21 protein-coding genes are annotated in these 22,769 nt (G+C 49.0%); 7 read left to right on the top strand and 14 right to left on the bottom strand.

Features of this window, described 5'->3' with window-relative positions; genetic code table 11:
• On the bottom strand, positions 1-1,254 hold the full coding sequence (locus tag EDC56_RS14415; protein ID WP_123713258.1) for a lipoprotein-releasing ABC transporter permease subunit: 1,254 nt from the start codon (positions 1,252-1,254) through the stop codon (positions 1-3).
• Positions 1,255-1,412: 158 nt separating this feature from the next.
• Here EDC56_RS14415 and EDC56_RS14420 point away from each other — a divergent pair, with 158 nt between their 5' ends.
• The gene (locus EDC56_RS14420) at positions 1,413-1,724 is read left to right on the top strand and encodes a phosphodiesterase (protein WP_123713259.1); all 312 of its coding nucleotides are present in this window, start codon (positions 1,413-1,415) and stop codon (positions 1,722-1,724) included.
• 75 nt (positions 1,725-1,799) lie between these two features.
• On the top strand, positions 1,800-2,516 hold the full coding sequence (locus EDC56_RS14425; RefSeq protein ID WP_123713260.1) for a glycerophosphodiester phosphodiesterase: 717 nt from the start codon (positions 1,800-1,802) through the stop codon (positions 2,514-2,516).
• 35 nt (positions 2,517-2,551) lie between these two features.
• Here the strand turns inward: EDC56_RS14425 and nqrM are convergent, their stop codons facing one another.
• From nqrM to EDC56_RS14470, 9 genes are all read right to left on the bottom strand, one after another.
• Positions 2,552-2,785, bottom strand: coding sequence for a (Na+)-NQR maturation NqrM (gene nqrM / locus EDC56_RS14430; RefSeq protein WP_123713261.1), 234 nt, complete (start codon positions 2,783-2,785; stop codon positions 2,552-2,554).
• A 46-nt stretch (positions 2,786-2,831) separates the two neighbouring features.
• The gene (locus EDC56_RS14435) at positions 2,832-3,881 is read right to left on the bottom strand and encodes an FAD:protein FMN transferase (protein WP_245980707.1); all 1,050 of its coding nucleotides are present in this window, start codon (positions 3,879-3,881) and stop codon (positions 2,832-2,834) included.
• 24 nt (positions 3,882-3,905) lie between these two features.
• Entirely contained in the window at positions 3,906-5,141 is a 1,236-nt protein-coding gene (gene nqrF, locus EDC56_RS14440; RefSeq protein ID WP_123713263.1) for an NADH:ubiquinone reductase (Na(+)-transporting) subunit F, read from the bottom strand.
• 47 nt (positions 5,142-5,188) lie between these two features.
• The gene (nqrE, locus tag EDC56_RS14445) at positions 5,189-5,797 is read right to left on the bottom strand and encodes an NADH:ubiquinone reductase (Na(+)-transporting) subunit E (protein WP_123713362.1); all 609 of its coding nucleotides are present in this window, start codon (positions 5,795-5,797) and stop codon (positions 5,189-5,191) included.
• A gap of 8 nt (positions 5,798-5,805) precedes the next feature.
• Positions 5,806-6,468 (bottom strand): NADH:ubiquinone reductase (Na(+)-transporting) subunit D, encoded by a 663-nt coding sequence (locus tag EDC56_RS14450; RefSeq protein ID WP_123713264.1) that lies wholly within the window; start codon positions 6,466-6,468, stop codon positions 5,806-5,808.
• 3 nt (positions 6,469-6,471) lie between these two features.
• Entirely contained in the window at positions 6,472-7,263 is a 792-nt protein-coding gene (locus EDC56_RS14455; protein WP_123713265.1) for a Na(+)-translocating NADH-quinone reductase subunit C, read from the bottom strand.
• Positions 7,250-8,479: an NADH:ubiquinone reductase (Na(+)-transporting) subunit B gene (locus tag EDC56_RS14460; protein ID WP_123713266.1), complete on the bottom strand. Its 1,230-nt coding sequence runs from the start codon at positions 8,477-8,479 to the stop codon at positions 7,250-7,252. The genes EDC56_RS14455 and EDC56_RS14460 overlap by 14 nt, the downstream gene beginning before the upstream one ends.
• The gene (locus EDC56_RS14465) at positions 8,479-9,819 is read right to left on the bottom strand and encodes a Na(+)-translocating NADH-quinone reductase subunit A (RefSeq protein ID WP_123713267.1); all 1,341 of its coding nucleotides are present in this window, start codon (positions 9,817-9,819) and stop codon (positions 8,479-8,481) included. The genes EDC56_RS14460 and EDC56_RS14465 overlap by 1 nt, the downstream gene beginning before the upstream one ends.
• Positions 9,820-10,047: 228 nt before the next feature.
• Entirely contained in the window at positions 10,048-11,511 is a 1,464-nt protein-coding gene (locus EDC56_RS14470; RefSeq protein ID WP_123713268.1) for a glyceraldehyde-3-phosphate dehydrogenase, read from the bottom strand.
• 289 nt (positions 11,512-11,800) lie between these two features.
• On the opposite strand from EDC56_RS14470, the gene mfd reads away from it, so the two are divergent.
• Positions 11,801-15,241, top strand: a complete 3,441-nt coding sequence (gene mfd, locus EDC56_RS14475) for a transcription-repair coupling factor (protein WP_211333713.1) — start codon at positions 11,801-11,803, stop codon at positions 15,239-15,241.
• Between the two features lie 74 nt (positions 15,242-15,315).
• Positions 15,316-16,218 carry a CsiV family protein gene (locus tag EDC56_RS14480; RefSeq protein ID WP_123713269.1) on the top strand — a complete coding sequence of 301 codons (903 nt, stop codon included), beginning with the start codon at positions 15,316-15,318 and terminating at the stop codon, positions 16,216-16,218.
• Here EDC56_RS14480 and EDC56_RS14485 read toward each other — a convergent pair.
• On the bottom strand, positions 16,215-17,213 hold the full coding sequence (locus EDC56_RS14485) for a mechanosensitive ion channel family protein (protein ID WP_245980708.1): 999 nt from the start codon (positions 17,211-17,213) through the stop codon (positions 16,215-16,217). The genes EDC56_RS14480 and EDC56_RS14485 overlap by 4 nt on opposite strands.
• A gap of 286 nt (positions 17,214-17,499) precedes the next feature.
• Here EDC56_RS14485 and EDC56_RS14490 point away from each other — a divergent pair, with 286 nt between their 5' ends.
• The 3 genes from EDC56_RS14490 (at position 17,500) to EDC56_RS14500 (ending at position 18,969) form a co-directional block, all read left to right on the top strand.
• Entirely contained in the window at positions 17,500-17,808 is a 309-nt protein-coding gene (locus EDC56_RS14490; RefSeq protein ID WP_123713270.1) for a DUF6763 family protein, read from the top strand.
• Positions 17,809-17,899: 91 nt separating this feature from the next.
• A complete protein-coding gene (gene lexA / locus EDC56_RS14495; RefSeq protein ID WP_211333714.1) occupies positions 17,900-18,508 on the top strand; it encodes a transcriptional repressor LexA in 609 nt (202 codons plus the stop codon).
• 65 nt (positions 18,509-18,573) lie between these two features.
• Positions 18,574-18,969 carry a SulA-like leucine-rich domain-containing protein gene (locus EDC56_RS14500; protein WP_123713271.1) on the top strand — a complete coding sequence of 132 codons (396 nt, stop codon included), beginning with the start codon at positions 18,574-18,576 and terminating at the stop codon, positions 18,967-18,969.
• Between the two features lie 51 nt (positions 18,970-19,020).
• Here EDC56_RS14500 and EDC56_RS14505 read toward each other — a convergent pair whose 3' ends face one another.
• From EDC56_RS14505 to topA, 3 genes are all read right to left on the bottom strand, one after another.
• Positions 19,021-19,305, bottom strand: coding sequence for a hypothetical protein (locus EDC56_RS14505; protein ID WP_211333715.1), 285 nt, complete (start codon positions 19,303-19,305; stop codon positions 19,021-19,023).
• A 137-nt stretch (positions 19,306-19,442) separates the two neighbouring features.
• On the bottom strand, positions 19,443-19,919 hold the full coding sequence (locus EDC56_RS14510) for a hypothetical protein (protein WP_123713272.1): 477 nt from the start codon (positions 19,917-19,919) through the stop codon (positions 19,443-19,445).
• Between the two features lie 110 nt (positions 19,920-20,029).
• Positions 20,030-22,690, bottom strand: a complete 2,661-nt coding sequence (gene topA, locus EDC56_RS14515) for a type I DNA topoisomerase (RefSeq protein WP_123713273.1) — start codon at positions 22,688-22,690, stop codon at positions 20,030-20,032.
• Between the last annotated feature and the right edge of the window lie 79 nt (positions 22,691-22,769).

Raw genomic sequence — 22,769 nt, forward strand, 5'->3', positions numbered from 1 at the left:
CTACTCATAACGCAGCGCCTCAGCCGGCTGAATTTGACCTGCGCGCCACGCGGGGTACAGGATCGCTAAAATACTCAGCAGCAAGCCGCAAGAGCCGATAAAGATCAAATCATTAAACTGCACGACCGATGGCAGTCTTGAGATGTAATATACTTTTGGGTCGAAAATATGAAAGCCGAAAAGGCCTTCGAAAAAGGCCACGATACTGCCCACATTGGCCGCAATGGGCACGCCAATCAACAGACCGACCAAAGTGCCACCTAGACCGACAATCAACCCCTGCACGAAGAAAATTCGCATAACCGCTAACGGCGTTACCCCCAAGGTGCGCAACACGGCAATATCTTTGCGCTTCTCAGCCACCATCATGGTTAAAATAGAGATAATGTTGAATGCAGCTACGGCTACGATGCTTAACAGCAGTAGCGACACCATTGTCTTCTCCATCTTAACCGACTTAAATAAGCTCCCCTGGGTCACGGTCCAATCGCGCCCACTGTAGGGGTGTGCGGCCGTAGCATTTAACTTAGCAACAACTTCGGGAACGATACTGCCGGCAGCAAACAAGTCCGTAACCTTCAACTGCAGCCCATCCACCCGGTCTCCGCGCTGATAAAGCACCGCACCATCTTTTAGGTTAATCAAGGCACCGGTAGCATCTTGCTGTGCACCCACTTGGTACATTCCAACCACGGTAAATCGTTTCATTCGCGGGAAAACCCCCGCCGGCGTCACACTCACTTTTGGAATCACCAGACTCACTTTGTCACCGAGCCCCACTCGTAATTGACGGGCGAGAATGTTGCCGAGGATAATGCCATATTCCCCGGGCCTCAAGTCACTCATCTGACCGCGCAACATAAACGGCGCAAGCCCCGAAACAGCGTCCTCATAGTCAGGCGCTATAGCACGAACTTCTGCTCCCTTCACCACACCAGCATGACTTAACATACTACCGCCGCCAATATAGGGCGATGCCGCCAGCACACCTGGCTCAGCCTCAACCTTCTTGACTAACTCAGGCCAATTTCGCAGCCCACCTGTTTGATCCACGTAACCGTGGGGAACAAAACGTAAAATTCGGCCCTGTAGCTCACGCTCAAAGCCATTCATCACCGAACTCACCACTACTAGCGCGGCAATACCAAGCACCATCCCCAGCAATGCAAATAAAGAGACAAGTGAGAGAAATTGGCTACGCGCCTTTGAGCGGGTGTAGCGAAGGCCAATGAAAACTTCTAAAGGTCTATACATAAGTAACTTTTCAATAAAAAGGCAGCCTGTTCAGCTGCCAAAAGATGTTCCTCATTGTGTCAAAATCTATCCTCTATATCGACCACAATGTCGTGACTTACCGCTATTCAAACGAATAAAATAGCTAGAATGCTCAAAAACAACCTAGAAGGCTAAAAATGAACACACTCCGTTGCTATTGCGCCATTTTCACTCTATTGCTCTGTGGTGCTCCTCATGCCGACAACATCATTATCCCCATTGCCAGCCAGGGCACAGAGAACGAACAGCTACCCGTTAGGGCGATGAGCAATACTGACGTACTAAGGCTATATGGCAAACCTAATAGTCAGTCGCCAGCGACGGGCACTCCCCCTATCACACGCTGGGATTACGACACCTTTACTGTCGTCTTCGAATATGATCATGTCGTACATTCTGTGCGCAAGTTCCACGCCACAAACACGCCTAGTCACACAACCGTACAGTAACGATCAGCTTCACAACTTAAACCAGGCGCCTCAAATGTTATACTCCTCAATCAAATCAGCGAAGTCTTTAGTAACATGATAATAGTTGGCCACCGTGGTGCACGCGGCGAGTATCCAGAAAATACATTACAGGGTTTTCTCTACAGCCAAGATATTGGCTTACGCCACCTAGAGTACGATCTACGACTCAGCAGGGATTTGGAGGCCTTTATTCATCACGACGAAAGCCTTCTTCGCACTTGTGGTGACGACACTATCGCCAGCACCAAAACGATGGAGCAGTTGCGTCAATATGAGGCCAACCGTGATCAACAACATAATTGCCCCGCCAGCATACCCAGCCTACGAGATGTCTTTGAACAATGTCAGAAAATCGAGAGCACCCAGCTTGAGGTAAAAAGTGACTATCCTGACATCATCGACCATTTGGTTCCGCAGATTATCACCACCGTTAAAGCCTGCAAGCAGCAGCAAAAAGTCATCATCACTTCATTTGATCGCTATGTACTCGATGTGGCACAACGACTAGACCCGACGATTAACCGAGGGTTTCTCTGCGAAACAGAAGGTGTTGATGCAATAGCCACTGCCATCGAGCTGAATTGCAGCTGGGTCATTTGGCATTATCCTATGCTGACTGCCGAACAGGTCCAGCAGGCACACGAAGCTGGGCTCCGTGTTTCAGTATTTACTGTCAACAAGTTAGATGAGATGAAGCGTTGCGAAAAACTGGGAGTAGACAGTCTCATCACCGACTACCCCAGCCTCGCCTTACAGCATTTTTTGCAGTAGCTGCAATGCCTGTCAATATTTACCGACGCTAGAGTTTATTTGTCTGCGTCGTAAAAATCTGTCGAAGTTTGCTGTTCCTTGGCAACACGCTCCTGCTCTTCGTCACACTTCTTTGGATTACCGCCACAAATATCGCAGGCGGTATCAATTCCAAGTGCGCTCATGCCGCCACATGAGCCCTTGATAGGACCCCTGCCCGCGATAGAACCAACCGCCATTCCAACGACCATCACAATCACAAAGCCTAACGTCAAAAGAAAAATAGTCATAACATCTACCTCTCATCTCGCCGGACAACCCAGCGAGAACATCATATTACTCTTTGATCAAATAAGGCTCGAAAGCTGTACTGCTGATAGCAATGAAGCCGTCACCCTCTTTGACCAATAGATATACCGCAAGTTTCATCTTTTCAGCAAAAGCCATACCCTGTTCAGGGCCTAGCACTGAAATAGCCGTCGCATAGGCGTCAGCATCACGACAATTATCAGCAACGACCGTTACCGACGCCAAGGCATGGGTAATCGGATAGCCCGTACGCGGATCGATTGTATGCGAGTAGCGCTGCCCATTCTCTTCAAAATAATTGCGGTAATCGCCCGACGTTGCAACCGACACATCGGAGATAGAGATAGCTCGATACACCGAGTCCTGAGCCGCATCAGAAGCGGGCTCCTCAATCGCAATACGCCAGTCACTGCCGCGGGGGCTTAGCCCTTTAGCACGTAGCTCACCACCAATTTCTACCAAGAAGTCTTTCGCACCCAGCTGCTCCAACAATCTCGCAACGCGATCAACACCATCACCCTTTGCTATCGCCGATAAATCGACATAGACCGGAGCGGTCTTACGCAAACTATGGCTCGTTAAATCAACAGAGACTTTATTCATGCCATGGTCACGCAACAACTTGGCAATGATCTCCTTCGAGGGTATGTGGTCAGGATGATGATCCGGACCAAAGCCCCAAACATTGACCAGCGCGCCAATCGTCGGGTCAAAGCTGTGATCGCTCTCAGCATAGATCTGCAGTGAACGCTCTACAATACCCGCCAACTCGGCAGAGGTTTGCACATCAGTATTAATCGGCGCCTGATTAAAGCGCGACAAATCAGAGTCATCGATATAAGTCGACATCTGCTGATTGACTAACTTAAGTAGCCGTTCAATTTTTTTTGTGAGCTGCTCTTTATCAAGCCCAGACAACTGCTTAGGGTCAGCTACCGTGACGTGATAGCTCGTCCCCATGGTATAACCCGTTATCTTCCAGTCAGTCGGCTGCGGCTCACCACAGCCTGATAACGTGATAGCTATTAAAAACAAAAGCGAGGATGCCAACGGCATCCTCGCTTTGTTCAGTTTCAACAGGAAACTAACCATATGAGTTAATTACCCACCGAAATCATCGAGCAAGATGTTTTCGTGTTCGACACCGAGATCTTCCAACATGCTGATCACCGCTGCATTCATCATTGGCGGCCCACACATGTAGAACTCGCAATCCTCTGGTGCAGGATGATCCTTGAGGTAGTTCTCAAGCAACACATTGTGAATGAAGCCAGTCATACCTTCCCAGTTATCTTCCGGCTGAGGATCACTCAGAGCAAGATTCCAGTTAAAGTTTTCATTCTCTGCGGCCAGCGCATCGTACTCTTCTGAATAAAAGACTTCACGTAACGAACGAGCACCGTACCAGAAGGATATCTTGCGATCAGACTTCAAGCGCTTAAGCTGGTCGAAGATGTGAGAGCGCATCGGCGCCATACCGGCACCACCGCCGATGAAGATCATCTCTGCATCAGTCTCTTTGGCAAAGAACTCACCAAATGGACCAGAGACTTGCACTTCATCGCCAGGCTTCAGGCCAAACACCCAAGAGGACATAATACCCGGCGTCAACGCCAAGTTATTTGGTGGCGGAGTCGCACAACGGATGTTGAACTTAACCACACCACGCTCTTCTGGGTAGTTCGCCATAGAATATGCGCGAACCGTCGTTTCGGTACAGACAGAAGTAACATCCAGGAAGCCAAAACGCTTCCAGTCGCCGATATACTCTTCACCCAAGTCAAAATCCTTGTAGTGAACAGTATGCGGTGGACACTCTATCTGTACATAACCGCCCGCACGGAAATCAACGTTCTCACCCTCTGGTAACTTAAGGGTCAGTTCCTTGATAAAAGTCGCCACGTTCGGGTTACTCTCGACTTTACACATCCACTGCTTAACACCGAAAAATTCAGGATCAACCTCAATCTTCATGTCTTGCTTAACCGCCACCTGACAGGCTAAACGCCAATGATCACGGCGCTGACCAGTATTAAAGTGAGGCTCTTCTGTCGGTAGCATTGAGCCACCGCCATCAACAACCTGGCAGCGACACTGCGCGCAGGTACCACCACCGCCACAGGCGGAAGATAAAAAGATGCCAGCATTAGCCAGCGTGCCCAGCAGCTTATCGCCTGCTGGTACAGTGATAGAACGCTCGGGATCACCATTGATCTCGATCGTCACATCACCGGAACTAACGAGTTTCGAACGCGCAACCAGGATCACGACTACCAGTGACATTATAACCACGGTAAACATGCCTACGCCTGTTACGATTGTTCCTGTATCTATCATGCTACAGTCCTATAACCTATTGCTTGAGTTGGGTAGATGTATCTCTCTTAAAGAGAGATGCCGCCGAAGGACATAAAGCCCAGCGCCATCAAGCCAACGGTGATGAAAGTGATACCAAGGCCACGCAGACCATCAGGAACATCACTGTACTTCAGCTTCTCACGAATACCTGCCAACGCTACGATCGCTAGCGCCCAACCGGCTCCCGCGCCCATGCCATAAACAACACTTTCACCAAAGTTATAATCACGGTTCATCATGTATAGAGCCGCACCCATAATGGCGCAGTTCACCGTAATCAACGGCAGGAAAACACCCAACGCTGCGTACAAAGCTGGCACATACTTATCGAGGAACATCTCCAGGATCTGTACGATCGCGGCAATAACACCGATGAAACTCAAGAAACTCAGGAAGCTTAAATCCACATCGGGCATGCCGGCCCAAGCCAACGCACCATCCTTCAATAGAAAGGTGTAGATCAAGTTATTCACCGGCACGGTGATGGTCAACACCACAATAACGGCGACACCAAGACCAATAGCTGTTTGCACTTTCTTAGAGATTGCCAAGAAGGTACACATTCCCAAGAAAGACGCTAACGCCATGTTATCGAGGAAAACTGCCTTCACAAAAAGGCTAAGATAATGTTCGATCATGAGCCTTAACCTTCTGTCGCTGTGTGGGTGTAAAGTTTATAGTCTGGCTCTTCCACTTGCTCAGGCTTCCACGTACGTAGCGCCCAAATCAGTAAGCCAATAATGAAAAACGCACTGGGCGCCAGTAGCATCAAACCATTAGCCTGATACCAACCGCCGTTCTGGATCAACGGTAGTATTTCAGCACCAAACAAGCGACCTGCACCGAGTAGCTCACGGAAGAAACCGACAGCCAAGAGCAAAACAGCATAGCCGAGGCCGTTACCGATTCCGTCTAAGAAGCTTGGGATTGGTGGGTTTTTCATCGCGAAGGCTTCTGCACGGCCCATAACAATACAGTTAGTGATGATCAGACCAACAAAAACTGATAGCTGCTTCGAAATATCGAATGCATAGGCTTGCAGGAATGCGTCGACAACAATAACCAGCGAGGCAATGATGATCATTTGACCGATCATCCGAATGTTACTCGGCAGGATATTGCGCACCATCGAGACAAACAGGTTAGAGAACGCCGTTACCAAGGTCAGCGCTAGCCCCATGACCAAGGAAGTCTTCATCCCTGTGGTCACGGCTAGAGCCGAACAGATACCGAGTACCTGTAGAGCAATTGGGTTGTTCGAGAAAATGGGATTAACTAAAATCTCTTTCGTATTAGTATCAGACATACCTTATTCTTCCCCCGCCTTCAATCTAGTCAGGTAAGGGCCGAAACCATACTCACCCATCCAGTATTTCACCAAGTGATCAACACCACGAGTCGTTAAGGTAGCGCCAGAGAGGCCATCGATAACGCTAGGGCCCTTTTCACGACTGCTTACCGCGATAATCAACTTACCTGCGCTATCAAAAAGCTTTACGCCAGGCCACTTTGCCTTCCATAGAGGATTTTCGACCTCACCACCTAGACCCGGTGTTTCACCTTGGTCATAGAAGCTAAGCCCCAAAATGGTATTAGCATCGCCTTTAATAGCGATAAAGCCATACATGGTCGACCAGAGGCCGTAGCCGTGGATAGGTAATACCACACGATCGACCTTACCCGACTCATCACGCATCACATAGACAGTGGCATAGTCTGCCTGACGTCTAATCAAGGCGATATCTTGAGCAGCTGGTAACGCCTTCGATAACGCAGGGTCCTTAGCCGCCGCACGTTGATCGTAGGTCGCAGCACTGATTCCCGCTGCTTTCATCTGCTCATCCGTCAGATACTTAGCAGTTGCGATATCAAGCAGCTTGACGTCAAACCTAGCAAAGAGAGTATTAACCTCGTCCGCCGACATGCCATCTTTATAGAGACCTGCTGCGCCGAGTACGTTTTTATTGCGATCCAAAACCCTGTTGGCTTCTTGCTTAGGCTTCAGGATAACCGCAGCACTAGACACGATAATCGAGAAAACCACGCACATGATGAGTGCAACAAGGATGGTCTGTTTAAGGCTATCTTTAGGCGTTGCCATTTCTTGCCACCCTCCGCTTGATGTTTGCCTGTACTACAAAATGGTCAATCAAAGGAGCGAATAAGTTGGCGAAAAGAATCGCTAGCATCATACCCTCCGGAAACGCAGGGTTAACTACGCGAATCAGCACTACCATGAAGCCTATTAGTGCACCAAAATACCACTTGCCCTTATCCGTCATCGAGGCAGACACAGGATCCGTCGCCATGAAGACCATACCGAAGGCAAAACCACCTACGACAAGGTGCCAATAAGCAGGCATCGCAAACATCGGATTAGTAGTAGAACCGATCATATTGAACAGTGACGATGTCGCAATCATTCCCAGTAAGACACCGGCCATAATCCGCCAAGACGCAATACGGGTGAACAACAAGATCGCAGCACCGATAAGAATCGCCAGCGTCGAGGTTTCGCCAATCGAGCCCTGGATATTACCCATAAAGGCGTCCATCCAAGTAACCTGCTGACCAAATGCCGTCTGAATCTGCTGATATCCCGCTACCGCAGCCTGACCTAGTGGCGTCGCACCACTAAAGCCATCGACTGCAGTCCAAACCGCATCACCTGAAATCTGCGCCGGATAGGCGAAGAAGAGGAAAGCACGACCTGTTAGGGCTGGGTTAAGGAAGTTTTTACCGGTTCCACCGAAAACTTCCTTACCAATAACAACACCAAAGCTGATACCGAGAGCAACCTGCCATAAAGGAATATTAGGTGGAACGATCAATGCAAATAAGATAGAAGTAACGAAGAAGCCTTCATTAACCTCATGACCACGCACCACAGCAAAAATCATCTCCCAAGCAATACCGACTGCGAAAGTGACGATATAGATAGGCAGGAAGTAGGCCGCACCGTGGATCATATTGTCCCAGATGCTTGATGGATCAAAGCCAGCAAACATGGCAATCAAAGAGATATGCCAATCACTGACCGTCGCAGGATCAATCGCCATATTGACCATGGCTGTATTTGCTTGGAAACCAAGGTTATACATACCGTAAAACATCGCAGGGAATGCCGCGATCCAAACAGTAATCATAATACGCTTAAGATCCACACCATCACGAACATGGGAGGCACCCTTAGTTACATCAGCAGGCTGACGCACGAAGGTATCGAACATTTCGAACAGGGCGTAGTATTTCTCATACTTGCCACCCTTTTCAAAGTTAGGTTCGATCTTGTCGAAGAAGTTCGTTAAAAACCTCATTAACCTTCCTCCTCAATTTTAGTTAGATTGCTACGCAGTATCTGCCCATATTCATACTTCACAGGACAAGCGTAGGTACACAGAGCCAAGTCTTCTTCGTCGAGCTCTAACGCGCCAAGCTGTTGCGCCAGGGCTAGATCGCCTGTCACCAACGCGCGAATTAACTGAGTCGGCAAAATATCCAGCGGCATGACACGTTCATATGTTCCAATCGGAACCATGCTCCGCTCACTACCGTTTGCCGTGGTAGTAAAGTCAAAGGTCTTCTTCATGAAACGTGAAATATAACTCCCAGTCACCGAGTGACGGTTAACACCTGCACGGAAGAAGTGGAAGGTAGGACGCTCAGGCGTGTTAGACAACGCAGAAATCTGCTGGTGATAGCGCCCCAAGAAGGCTGTCTCATTAATCACCTTTCGGCCCGATAAGACTGAACCTGAAATAACGCGGTTATCGCCTGCTGCCAGCTCACCTGCAGTCAACTCATCGGTGCTAGCACCTAAACGTGTACGCAAAAGACGTGGCTTATTAACAACAGGGCCCGCTAAAGCAATCACTCGTTCAGAGTTAAGTTCACCGTCAACAAACAGTTGACCTACTGCGATAACATCTTGGTAGTTAATTGACCAAACAGTTTGGTCCACACTCGCAGCTGGCGCCAAGTAATGTATATGAGTGCCTGCCAAGCCAGCTGGGTGAGGCCCAGAAAACTCTTCAGTAACAACATCACCTTGACCTGCAGGAATATCAGCACCTGGTGCTTTACAGACAAAAACCTTGCCAGCTGTCAACGTCGACAACACGGCCAGACCGTTACTAAAAGCTTGTTTTTTCTCAGCAATAATCACCGCAGCGTCGGCAGCCAACGGACTTGTATCCATTGCTGTGACGAAGATGGCTTTAGCTTCGCTATCAACCGCTGGCACCTTGCTATAAGGGCGGGTCCGCAGCGCGGTCCAAAGCCCTGAGTCAACAAGATTATCAACGACCTGCTCACGGTTCAAACCGCTTAATTCACTTTCGGCATATTTAGCAAATTGTTCTTTTTCGTTACCGTCGAGTTCTATCACCAACGATTGGAAGACACGCTTGGCACCGCGGTTGATAGCAACCACCTTACCGGCACCAGGTGCTGTATATTTCACACCTTCAGTCTTCTTATCCGAAAACAACAATTGGCCAAGTTTTACCTGATCACCAACTTTGACCGCCATGGTCGGCTTCATGCCAATATAATCGTAACCGATTAAAGCCACATGGCGGACATCAGCAGCATCAACTATCACTTGCTCCGGGGCTCCGGATATGGGCAAGTCCAAGCCCCGCTTGATGTTTATCATACTTCAGCCTAGTTTACAGTTTTAGTCAAAAAACAAAGCCCTGCCCATGTTTCAACAGGGCAAAGCTAGCTCTCTCGCAGTGCGAGTCAAAAATGTGTCTTTATCTTTATCACTACAGCCTGACGAGAGGTTGAGAAATTTTTTAACAGACACACAGCTTAAAAACACGTGCACTACATCCAAAGTGACCACTTAACAGCGTAAGTGGCCGCAATTTTTCTTGCCGAACTATCCCTCTTTAGGATAGATGGCGTAGTCAACACCTGCCATTTGCTCGAGTACACGATGCACCTGACAGCTGTAACCAAATTCATTGTCATACCAGCAATAGAGGATAGCGCTCTTGCCGTTGACGATTGTCGCCTCAGAATCAAAGATACAGGCGTGACGTGAGCCGACCATATCGCTAGAAACAACTTCTGGTGAGTTTGAGTAGTCGATCTGCTTACGCAGAGGTGAGTGCAATGCAGTTTTACGCATATAAGCATTCAACTCTTCCGTTGTCGTCTCGTTCTCAAGGGTTAACTTAAGGATGGCAAGAGACACGTTAGGAGTCGGTACGCGGATCGCATTACCACTCAAGCGACCGATCATCTTAGGTAATACTTTACCAACGGCAGTCGCTGCACCAGTCTCTGTAATAACCATGTTCAGAGCAGCGCTTCGACCGCGACGTGGACCTTTATGATAGTTATCAATCAGGTTCTGGTCGTTAGTATAAGCATGTACCGTCTCAACGTGCCCCATCTCAACGCCATATTCATCGTCAAGAGCCTTCAACGGTGGTGCAATTGCGTTAGTTGTACATGAAGCCGCTGAGATAATGGTGTCTTCTGGCAATATATCTTCACTATTGATACCGAAAACAACGTTTTTGAGGTCCCCCTTACCCGGGGCAGTTAGTATCACCTTACCTACGCCGTTAGCGCGAAGATGCAGAGACAGGCCTTCACGATCACGCCACTTACCAGTGTTATCAACCACGATAGCATTACTGATGCCGTAATCTGTGTAGTCAATGCTATCCGGGGCATTAGAGTAGATCACACGAATTTCATTACCATTGGCAACAATAGACTGTCGCTCTTCGTCGACACGAATGGTCCCTTTGAAAGGGCCGTGGACCGAGTCGCGTTCTAGCAGGCTCGCTCGCTTGGCCAGATCATTTTCAGCACCACCATCACGCACAACGATAGCCCGTAGACGTAATGCATTACCGCCGCCAGACTTTTCAACCAACAAACGCGCCATCAAGCGACCAATACGACCGAAGCCATAGAGCACAACGTCACGGCGGTCTGACTCATCATGAGATTCACCGATTAAGTCAGCCACCTGTTCTTTGACATAGTCATCAATACTAACACCGGACCCCTTAATTTCCTCGTAGCGCACCGCGATACGACCTGCATCGACGTGAGCAGTACCTAGGTCAAGTTTCGAGAGAGCCTCGATAACTGGGTAGGTTTCAAACTCAGAAAGTTCATTCTCTTCAACCTCACGAACGACACGGTGTGCCTTCATAATATCGAGAACCGAGATATTTGATAGCGACTGACCATAAATGTATGTTTTGACGTTACATTCACGATAGAGCTTACCAATGAGCGGAATCATACGTTCTGCAAGGACTTCACGCTCTTTCCAGTCAGCGAAATAATCGCTTGGTCTTTCTCGTTTTCTATCTGTCACGGCGAACTACCCTAAATAGGTTAAAGATTTTGGTTAAAAAATTTTGCGTATTATGGTGATATATTGCTCTCTTCGCAAGACACTTAGGTGATTAAGCTAGGTATTTCACGTAACGATGTACGAATTTTCACCACCCACGACTATTAATCACCTAAAAAGCGCCCTGTAAGGGTTTCGCCTGAACTCTTCAGCAGAGTTAGGTACAATAGCTGCCCGCGACCAACCACTCGCCGGCTGATTAGCATGCAACAGCACGGTGCTTCATTTTCGTCTATATATAGGATTACTCGTGGCCGAGGTTTTCAGCGCTCTTCAACGTACGATAAAAGGTAATAAAATTCAGTGGGGTAACCTACTCGGCGCAGGTCAGGCACTGGCTATCGCCGAGACTGCCCGCAACCATTCGGGATTGATACTACTACTCACTAGCAACACCAGTGAGGCCAATCGACTAGAGGAAGAGGTTCAATTTTATCTCGCTGATGACAAAGACATCCCAGTCATCCACTTTCCCGACTGGGAGACCCTACCCTACGACAGCTTCTCGCCACACCAAGACATAATCTCTGAGCGCCTGCAGGCCCTCTACCAACTTCCTCATCAGCGTCGCGGAGTATTGATTACCCCCATCTCGACACTAATGCATCGTCTCGCCCCCTCCAGTTATATCGATGCCAACTCACTTGTGCACAGCGTAGGCGACACCCTTGATATCGACAGCTACCGCCTCAAGCTTGAACAATCAGGCTACCGCTGCGTCGATACGGTCTACGAGCACGGCGAATTCGCACTGCGCGGCGCCGTCATCGACATTTTCCCCATGGGGAGCAAGACACCCTACCGCATCGACCTGTTTGATGACGAAATCGAGACCTTGCGCAGCTTCGATATTGAAAGCCAGCGCACCATCGGCAAGGTACAGGAGATCAAGCTCCTTCCGGCACGAGAGTTCCCCCTCGATAAAGCCGGTATCCGCCTATTCAAAGACCAATGGTTCGAGACCTTCAAGGACTCCCGCGACTCGGCGACATTCAAAGATGTCAGCCAAGGCATGGCACCGGCCGGCATCGAGTATTACCTGCCACTATTTTTTGAGCAGACGCAGACACTACTTAACTACTTACCCAAAGACAGCCTCACGCTGCTACAACAAGACAGCCTGCAAGCTGGCGAAACATTTTGGGGCGACGTTTGCGAACGTTACGAGGCACGTTCCATTGACGCCAGAAACCCTATCGTTCCGCCGCACGTTATGTTCTGCCCGATTGAGGAGCTGTTCGCTGAACTCAAGCAACATCCTCAGATAACCCTATCGAGCGAGCGCATTAAAACGAGCAGCGGCAGGCTCAACCTGCCTATCAGCCCCTTCCCTGAACTCAGCATTAGTCCGACTAGCGACCCCTACCTCGCGCTTAAAGATCAGCTAGCCGGCTTTAGCGGCCGAGCTCTCTTTTGTTGCGAGAGCGCCGGCCGCAGAGAGGCCATGCTGGAACAGCTAGGTAAACACCAGCTACAACCGCTGACGTATAACGACTGGCAGAGCTTCTTAGACGGCCAGGGCCACGGCATTATTATTGCCCCGCTACAACAGAGTGTGATTTTCGAAGAAGCTGATATCTGTGTCATCACAGAGGCCTCGCTGTTCGGCCAACGGGTAATGCAAAGCCGTCGCCGCAAGAAGGTACAGGACAACACCGAAGCCGTCATTCGCAACCTCAACGAACTCAAAGTTGGCGCCCCGGTCGTCCACCTCGACCACGGTGTTGGTCGCTACCTAGGACTGGAGAGCATCGGTGTAGGTGGGCAAGAGGTAGAATTCTTAGCTCTTAGCTATGCCAATGACACCAAACTCTATGTACCGGTATCATCACTACACCTCATTAGCCGTTATAGCGGCAGCGACGATGAGCACGCACCACTACACAGACTCGGCAACGAGCAGTGGCAAAAGGCCAAGCGCAAAGCTATCGAACAGATACACGATGTCGCTGCCGAGTTACTCGATATCTACGCCCGTAGAGCCGCTCGCCGCGGCCAATCACTGGCCGCCAGCGACGAAAACTATCGCCTCTTTTCCGCCGGTTTCCCTTTCGAGGAAACACCCGATCAAGAGCAGGCTATCATTGCCGTCCGTAGCGACTTGCGCGCCAACACACCGATGGATCGACTGATCTGTGGTGATGTCGGCTTCGGCAAGACCGAAGTCGCTATGCGCGCTGCCTTCATCGCCGCCGAAGCAGGTAAACAAGTCGCCATTCTGGTACCAACAACGCTACTCGCCCAACAACACTATGAATCTTTCTGCGATCGTTTTGCCGACTGGCCCGTTAACATCGAAGTCATTTCTCGCTTCAAAACGGCTAGCGAACAAAAGAAAGTCATCGCCAAACTGGCTGATGGCAGCATCGACATTATCATCGGCACCCACAAACTCATCCAAAACGAAATAAAGTACAAAGACCTAGGGCTTTTAATCATCGACGAAGAACACCGTTTCGGTGTCAAACAGAAAGAGACCCTTAAATCACTACGTGCCCAGGTCGATATCTTGACAATGACCGCCACGCCTATCCCTCGTACCCTCAACATGGCTATGTCCGGGATGCGCGACCTATCGATCATCGCCACTCCGCCCGCCAAACGCCTTTCGGTAAAGACCTTTGTGCAGGAAAAGCAAGATCCCACCATCAAGGAAGCGATTTTACGTGAACTGCTTCGTGGAGGGCAGGTCTACTATCTGCACAACGAAGTCAAGAATATCGAAAAGGCTGCACGCGATATTGAAGAGCTGATCCCAGAGGCCCGCGTTGCCATAGGCCACGGCCAAATGCGCGAGAGAGAGCTCGAACAGGTAATGAGCGACTTCTATCACAAACGCTATAACGTCTTCGTCTGCACGACCATCATTGAAACCGGTATCGATATCCCCTCTGCCAACACCATCATCATTGATCGCGCAGATAAATTTGGCCTCGCCCAGCTTCATCAGTTACGTGGCCGTGTCGGTCGCTCACACCACCAAGCCTACGCCTACCTGCTCACCCCAAACCCTAAGGCCCTGAGTAAAGACGCCATTAAGCGCCTCGAAGCGATAGCGGAGGCCCAGGACCTCGGCTCAGGCTTTACCCTCGCCACCCACGACATGGAAATTCGTGGCGCTGGCGAGCTATTGGGTGATGAACAGAGCGGACAAATTCAAACCGTTGGCTTTTCGCTCTATATGGAAATGCTTGAAGAGGCAATTGACGCCATCAAGCAAGGTAAGACCCCCAATATCGAGAAGGCGCTCAACCAAGGCGCCGAGGTCGACCTCAAGTTGGCAGCACTCATCCCCAACGATTACCTGCCTGACGTACACGGCCGCCTCATTCTTTACAAGCGCATCAGTGGCGCCAAAACCTCTGAGCAATTAAAAGATCTACAGGTAGAAATGATTGACCGATTTGGCCTGCTGCCACAACAAGTAAAGAACTTGTTTAGACTCACAGAGCTACGCCTACTGATCGAACCACTGGGCATTCAAAAGCTAGAAGCTGGCCCCAGTAGCGGTCGCCTTATCTTCTCAGCAAACACCACAATCGAGCCCATGAAAATCGTCACTCTTGTGCAAACCCAGCCCAGTCGATATCAGCTCGAAGGCGCAACCACACTTCGCTTCAAACAAAAAATGGAAGATGTTGAACAACGCTTCGACAACGTTCAAAAACTCATCAATCAGTTAGCTTTCTAACAAAAGGCTAATGCTATAAGCCTACCAGCCTGATAAAGTAGTACACCTAATAAGAGAAATTATATAGGTGTACTATGTTTTGCTGTCGAGTATTACCCACAAGCTTTTCCCCCACCAACATCGTCACCCGCATCTTTGCGGCACTCACGCTTATTGCCTGCAACCTGAGTTACGGCCAAGAAGCCGACGAATCCAGCATCGCGGTCAAAAACAACAATACACGCTGGTACCAAGTAGAGGTCATCCTGTTTAAGAATAACGCGACAGTGCCTGAAGAGGCACAAGAGCAGTGGCCACAACACATTGACTTCAACCCACCGGCCAACAGCATCCTACTCAACGCGCCCACGCCCCCCCATAAAATAGTAAGCAGCCAATCGCCCGCCGACTCAACCACGAGCCCTGCACACAGCGTGGCAATCAACACAGCAGCCGCGCTCAACCAAAAAGACTCGACAACAAAAAGCTATCCATACCTCAGCAAAGCCAAACACTCACTCGCCGCCGAGGGCTTAGCTCTAAAGCGAAAAGGGCAATACGACGTGGTCTTTCATGAGGCGTGGATAATGCCCTTTATCGATGGCGAAACATCTCCGGCTGTGGTCTTTCAACAGGGCATGAAGCACGGTAAAGATAGCAGCATCGAAGGCGCACTAAATATTCAACTTAATCGTTTTCTCGATGTCAGCGCAGATGTATGGCTTAGCGAGTTCGACGAGACATCGACCGCCTCCCTAGCAGATAATACCCAGCAGTTCAGCGCGCTTTACCCTCAACAGCCTGGCGATGAGTTCATCGTAAACCACCCTCTTCTGCCCGCACCTATTGATGACGCCCTCAGCAGCACAATCCACCTCGACGACAACATCAAAATGCGCAGTAATGAGCTGCACTATATTGACCATCCGATGATGGGCATGCTGATCAAGATTACCAGACACACCCCATCAGAAAACAATGCCGCAGAAAACAGCTAGCTCTCGGCCTCTTCGGAGGCCGCCGTCACTATATCCTCAAGCTTCAACGTTGTAGTTGGGTAGGCAATATCAGCACCGTGTTGCTCGATAATGGCCGCAATCTTAAGCAATACATCCTGCTTAATCTCGTGAAACAAAACCCAGTTCGTGGTCTTGGTAAAGGTATAAACGAAGAAGTCGAGTGACGAGGCACCGAAGCTATTGAAGTTAACAATCAGCGTCTTACGCATGTCAATATCCGGATGATTCTCTAGCATCTGCCTGACATCACGTACAATAAACTCAAGCGCCTTAATATCATTATAGCGAACCCCCACCGTCTCATAGATACGCCGATTCAGCATACGCGAGGGGTTTTCAACAGCAACATTGGCAAAGACCGAGTTAGGCACATAGAGCGGGCGCTGATCAAAAGTGCGAATTCGTGTCGTACGCCAACCAATATGCTCTACCGTCCCCTCCATTTCAGTATCCGGCGAACGAACCCAATCACCAATAGCAAAGGGGCGATCCAAATACACCATCAACCCCCCGAAGAAGTTAGCCAGCAAATCCTTAGCCGCAAAACTAATCGCGATACCGCCGATACTACCCACAGCCAAGATTCCCGAGATACTATAGCCAAGTCGCTGGATACAAATCAGCACTACAATCAGCACAATTATTATTCTCAACAACTTACCAATGGTGTGAATCGCCGCTGCATCGAGGTTGATTAGCCCACCACGAGACTCAAACAGCGTTTCCGCCAGCCGTACAAAGCGCACTAACAGCCACGCCAATATGCAGATGAAGGCAATATCTTTAAACATGATCAAAGGCTGCAGCTCTTCATCATTCACTGCTGGCAATAACCTCTGAGCCGTCCAACTTCCCACAAACAACCAAATAAACGCTGAAGTAGGCCCCCGCATCGCCGACAACAACAAGTCATCCCACTGCCGATTGTTTTTAAGTAGCTGTGCCTGCAAACGTCGAATTAGTATACGAGCCATCCAGCTCACTACAAACGCGAAAACAAACGCACCAAGCAATAATAATATTGGCCCCTTTAGCCACTCAGGAAGCCACATCTCTATACGCTGAAAAATATTACCCTCCACCTTCTACCCCTTGATTTAATAAGACTATACGAAAACAATAATAGCTTTATTAGCCTCCAACTTCAGTGCTGTATCGCGTAATTCTACACGACATCACTTGACGGCTTAAAATAACAAGCTCATAACATAGCCTCCACAACACAAACTTTGCAACATTGCATTTGTTGGGAGAATTGAAATGGCAACGCAAATCGCAAAAATCGGTCAATGGTATAAGGCAGAAGAAGGCGCTATCTTTGAGGTCGTTGCCTTAGACGACATCAGCTCTAGCATCGAAATCCAATACATAGACGGCGAAATCGGTGAGTACGATATAGATAGCTGGCTACAAGACAACCTACAGCAAATCGCCGCGCCAGAAGACTGGACCGCCCCTTACGAAGTTGAAAAGGAGCAAGGGTATGCCGAGGACTCAACGACTACGATGAACCTAGGTGAGGACCCTCTTCAATCGATCACTTATGAAAATCTATTCAATGACCTATGAATAAATAACGAACAAATTAGTCAGTCTTGTTGCGCCTCAAGAATATACTGTATATAGTTACAGCAACTGTATAAACAAACAGATAGGCGCCATGATTAAACTAACAGCAAGACAGGCAGAAGTCCTCTCACTCATCAAGCGACATATCCGAGATAGCGGCTTGCCACCGACACGTGCCGATATCGCCAAAGAGCTTGGCTTTAAATCCGCTAACGCAGCAGAAGAACACCTTCGTGCTCTCGCCAAAAAAGGGGCTATAGAGATCATTCCTGGCACCTCTAGAGGAATTCGCATCACCGCACAGGAGGAAGACCTTGGGTTACCCATTATCGGTCAGGTCGCTGCAGGCAACCCAATCTTGGCAGAACAAAATATTGATGATCATGTAAAAATGCCCGAACAGTTTTTCTCCCCCACTGCTGACTACCTATTGCGTGTCAGAGGCGAAAGCATGAAAAACATCGGCATTATGGATGGTGACTTACTGGCAGTACATAGCACCAGCGACGTCAGAGAGGGGCAAGTTGTTGTCGCTCGCATCGATGACGAGGTCACAGTAAAGCGTTTAAAGTACGGAAAAAATAAACGTCAACTTATGCTTCTTCCTGAGAATGAGGAGTTCGAACCCATCATTGTCGATTTAGCAGATCAAGAAGTAACCATTGAAGGTATCAGCGTAGGCGTCATTCGCCGTCATTAATATTCGATTGGTGCACGCTACTGGATCACTGCGACTGCACCAAGCCACCAGCAAAGGACGATAACATGCCCCTATTTGCAGCCCTAGAAAACCAAGAGACACAAGCCGGCTATACAGAGTGTATTACCGAACTGGCGATCAAAGGTAAGCACTGCCAAGAGCTGTTACTACTCCCTATCATCAGTCACCTAAGCAGTAGCGATGATAGTCGCTGGGTCACCTGGATAAACCCACCACCACTTAACAGAAGCAAACTAAAAGAGTTTGGCCTCGATCAGCGCCCCATACTGATTATTAATACTAAGTCACAAGCAGAAACCAATGCACTCTTACTACGCTGCCTCAATAATGGCCGAAGTAATACCGTGATCGCCAACATTGAGGACGACAGTGCGCTAGACCGTAGACAGCTCTGCTATGCCGCCAATAATGGTAATAGCCACTGCCTACTCGTACTTTAAGACGGCCAGTAGCCCGAAAAAGAGGGATAATGAATGCCTTTTAGTAATTGATTAATGTAAAACCATATCGCAGATCATCTCAGTCTCGGTGCTTTCAAAGCACTCATCTGCCGTGAGCATATCTGCCTGCTCCTCTTGATTCTCAACGATTTCAGCAAAAGTTGCCATACCCGCCTGAATCATGGCTTTTGCCACCTCGAGGCGATCTGCCGAAGAAACCAGGTCCGAGGCACTGCCAAAACGAATATTAATTAATGGGCGATTGTCGCCATCGGCACTTCTAAGGACGATCTCACCATTGGCAAGCTCAACAATTTCCAATAAGGATGACACCATGCTCACCTTTTCTTCTAATTAATCGGTCTGTTAGTTATAACACCGCCTTATTCCACGAAACAAGGGCGCAACTGCAATAGTTACCATTTATTTCACGCTCTCCCCCTGTTTTAAGGCATACATGAGCTAAAACAAGGTTAAGATTCCTGTGCATCACTCCTTTGTCGCTGTATTAACAACATCATTTCATTTCTTATTGAAACGATATTCGATCGCGTCAGCCCCGCATCATCACTCACCTGCACCGCAATGACCGCTGGGTTTTGTCGAACGCGAACCCTCTCCTCCAACCTCAGTGAGTTCGACTGTAAGCGCCTCAACAACTGCCACCAATCTGCACTATGTAGCTCGTTTAATTCGCCACTATTCAAGCCCTTTGCTGAAAATACGGCAAGCAGCTCCTCGACAGCACCATCTCCAGACAACTCGCCATAAGAGACACCGTAAGCAATCGCCACTTCAGCTAAGTAGCATCGACACGCCTGATACAAGTGATGGGTCGCAGCCTCTAAAAAACCAAAATGCTGCTGCTCATCCGCCTGTGCCAACATTGATAACTGTTGATCAGCATACCCCAGCAACTGCGCGCCTCTGCGCTGTACATCTCTCAACATCACTCACCTCACACTCATTCGGCCATCATTCACACGATAAAAACTCGAAAAAAAGCCTGCAGTAAAGCAGGCTTTTTCATTAGGACGCGCACTTGCTTAACGAGTAAGCATTACTTATCAGCCTTCTTTTTCGTAACACGCTTCTTCTTTTGCTCCTCAACCCACTTTCCACCGACATAATAAGCAGTCCAGCCGCTGGCTTTCGCCTCAACTTCGCTCATCACATATTGCTCCTTGGTTTTACGACTATAACGAACAATCGCTGGATTACCGTCTGGATCAGCTACCGGTGCAGACATCAAGAAAGCGTACTTAGGGTCGATTTCACTCTTATGCGGCAGCAGCTCCGTTACTAATGGCGCACGAGTCTCACGGTTTTTAGGGAACTTACTCGCCGCCAGGAACAGACCTGCAGCACCGTCGCGCAAGATATACGTATCGTCGACTTTCAAGCAAGTTAGCTCTGGCATAGGCACAGGATCCATCTTTGGCGGCGCTGCTTCGCCACTGCGCAGTAGCTTGCGTGTATTCTTACAGCCATCATTCGTACAGCCGAAGTACTTACCAAAACGCCCCGATTTAAGCTGCATTTCTGAGCCACACTTATCACACTCTAGAACTGGTCCTTCGTAGCCTTTTATCTTGAAACTACCAGCCTCAATTTCATAACCAGAGCAATCAGGGTTACTGCCACAAACATGTAGCTTACGCTCTTCATCAATGAGGTAGGACTCCATTGCCGTGTTACAAATGCTGCAGCGACGCTTATTGCGCAGCAAACGCGACTCAACCTCTTCATCAACTTCGGTACTTACCGCCTCATCACCAGAAACCAGGTTGATCGTACACTTACAGCGCTCTTTTGGCGGCAACGCATAACCAGAACAACCTAAAAAGACCCCTGTACTGGCAGTACGTATCTGCATGTCACGACCACAATCGGGACATTTTATATTTGTCGGCGTGGGGAGATTTGCGCGCATCCCACCCTCTTCCGCCTCAGCCTGCTGCAACTGCACCAAGAATTCTTTGTAGAACTGATCTAACAAGTCTTTCCAATCTTGGCTACCCTCTGCAACAGCATCCAGAGACTCTTCCATTCTCGCTGTAAAACTGTAATCCATCAGATCGCGGAAGCTTTCTTCTAAACGATCACTGACAATATCACCCATCTTCTCTGCAAAGAACCGGCGATTTTCTACTCGCACATAACCGCGATCTTGAATCGTAGAGATAATAGCCGCATAGGTTGACGGGCGACCAATACCACGTTTTTCCAGCTCCTTAACAAGGCTCGCCTCGGTAAAACGCGCTGTTGGCTTGGTGAAGTGCTGCTTGGGATCAATACGGTTGAGCTGGAGCTCTTCTCCCTGTTTTACATCAGGCAAGATAACGTCTTCTGCCTTCTTCGCCTGTGCTGGCTGCACTCTCATAAAACCGTCAAAACGAATAACGCGCCCCTTACAACGGAGCTCATAATCCGCAGCTTTGACCACGATAGAAGATGAGGTGAATTCTGCTGGCACCATCTGACAGGCAACAAATTGACGCCAAATGAGCTCGTATAATCGCTCTGCGTCGCGCTCCATATTTTTCAGGTGCGATGTTTGGCAGCTAACATCAGAGGGTCTAATCGCCTCGTGTGCCTCCTGGGCACCTTCTTTACTGCTATAGGAGATGGCGCCCTCAGGCAAGTACTTGTCGCCATAGCTGCTTTGTATGTAGTCACGGCAGTTCGCCACAGCCTCTGCACTCAAATTAGTCGAGTCAGTACGCATATAAGTAATATAACCCGCCTCATAAAGACGCTGCGCCATCATCATCGTCTTCTTAACACCAAAGCCAAGTCGAGTACTCGCAGCCTGCTGCAAAGTCGATGTAATATAGGGGGCTGTTGGCTTGGTCTTGGTTGGCTTATCATCACGACTCGCGACAATATAAGTCGCCGCCTTTAATTCAGCCACGGCGGCCATCGTCATCGCTTCATTGACCGGCTTAAAGGCCTCGCCGTTATGTCGCTTAACCTCTAAATTAAGGTTTTGTTGTGCTGCTGTTACCAGGTCAGCCGAGACATCCCAGTACTCTTCAGGCACAAAGGCTCGAATCTCTTTCTCACGCTCAACCACTAACCTTGTTGCAACAGATTGAACCCGGCCTGCGGACAAGCCTCGTGCGACCTTAGCCCACAGTAATGGCGAAACCATATAACCCACAACACGGTCGAGAAAACGTCTCGCTTGCTGTGCGTTAACGCGACTCATGTCGAGCTCAGACGGAGTGTCAAAAGCTTCCGTAATCGCCGTCTTGGTAATTTCGTTAAATACTACACGGCGGTACTTACTATCTTCTCCACCAATTGTTTCCCGCAAGTGCCAGGCAATTGCCTCACCCTCACGGTCCAAATCCGTTGCGAGATAGATGGTTTCAGCGTTCTCCGCAAGGCGCTTCAGCTCACTGACCACTTTCTCTTTGCCAGGTAGGGTCTCGTAGTGTGCCTCCCAGTTTTTCTCAGGGTCTATACCCATTCGACGTATAAGCTGGTCTTTAGCTTTTTGTTTCTTGTAGGCTGCCTTCTTGTCCGCTGGCATTTTGCGAGTTTTAGCTGCCTCTTTAGCGCGAGCGCTTGGATCGACAGCAGACTTTTTGCTACCACTGGTTGGTAAGTCTCGTATATGCCCTACGCTGGATTTAACAACGTATTGATTACCAAGATATTTATTAATAGTCTTAGCTTTCGCTGGCGACTCGACAATAACTAAAGATTTGGCCATTAGCTCCCTACAATCTCTATGAGTAGTAATATGGTAAATGTATGCAATTGCGGAAGTTATAATAGTACAGTAGTACCTA

It is taken from the genome of Sinobacterium caligoides (assembly GCF_003752585.1).
Classification (GTDB): domain Bacteria; phylum Pseudomonadota; class Gammaproteobacteria; order Pseudomonadales; family Sinobacteriaceae; genus Sinobacterium; species Sinobacterium caligoides.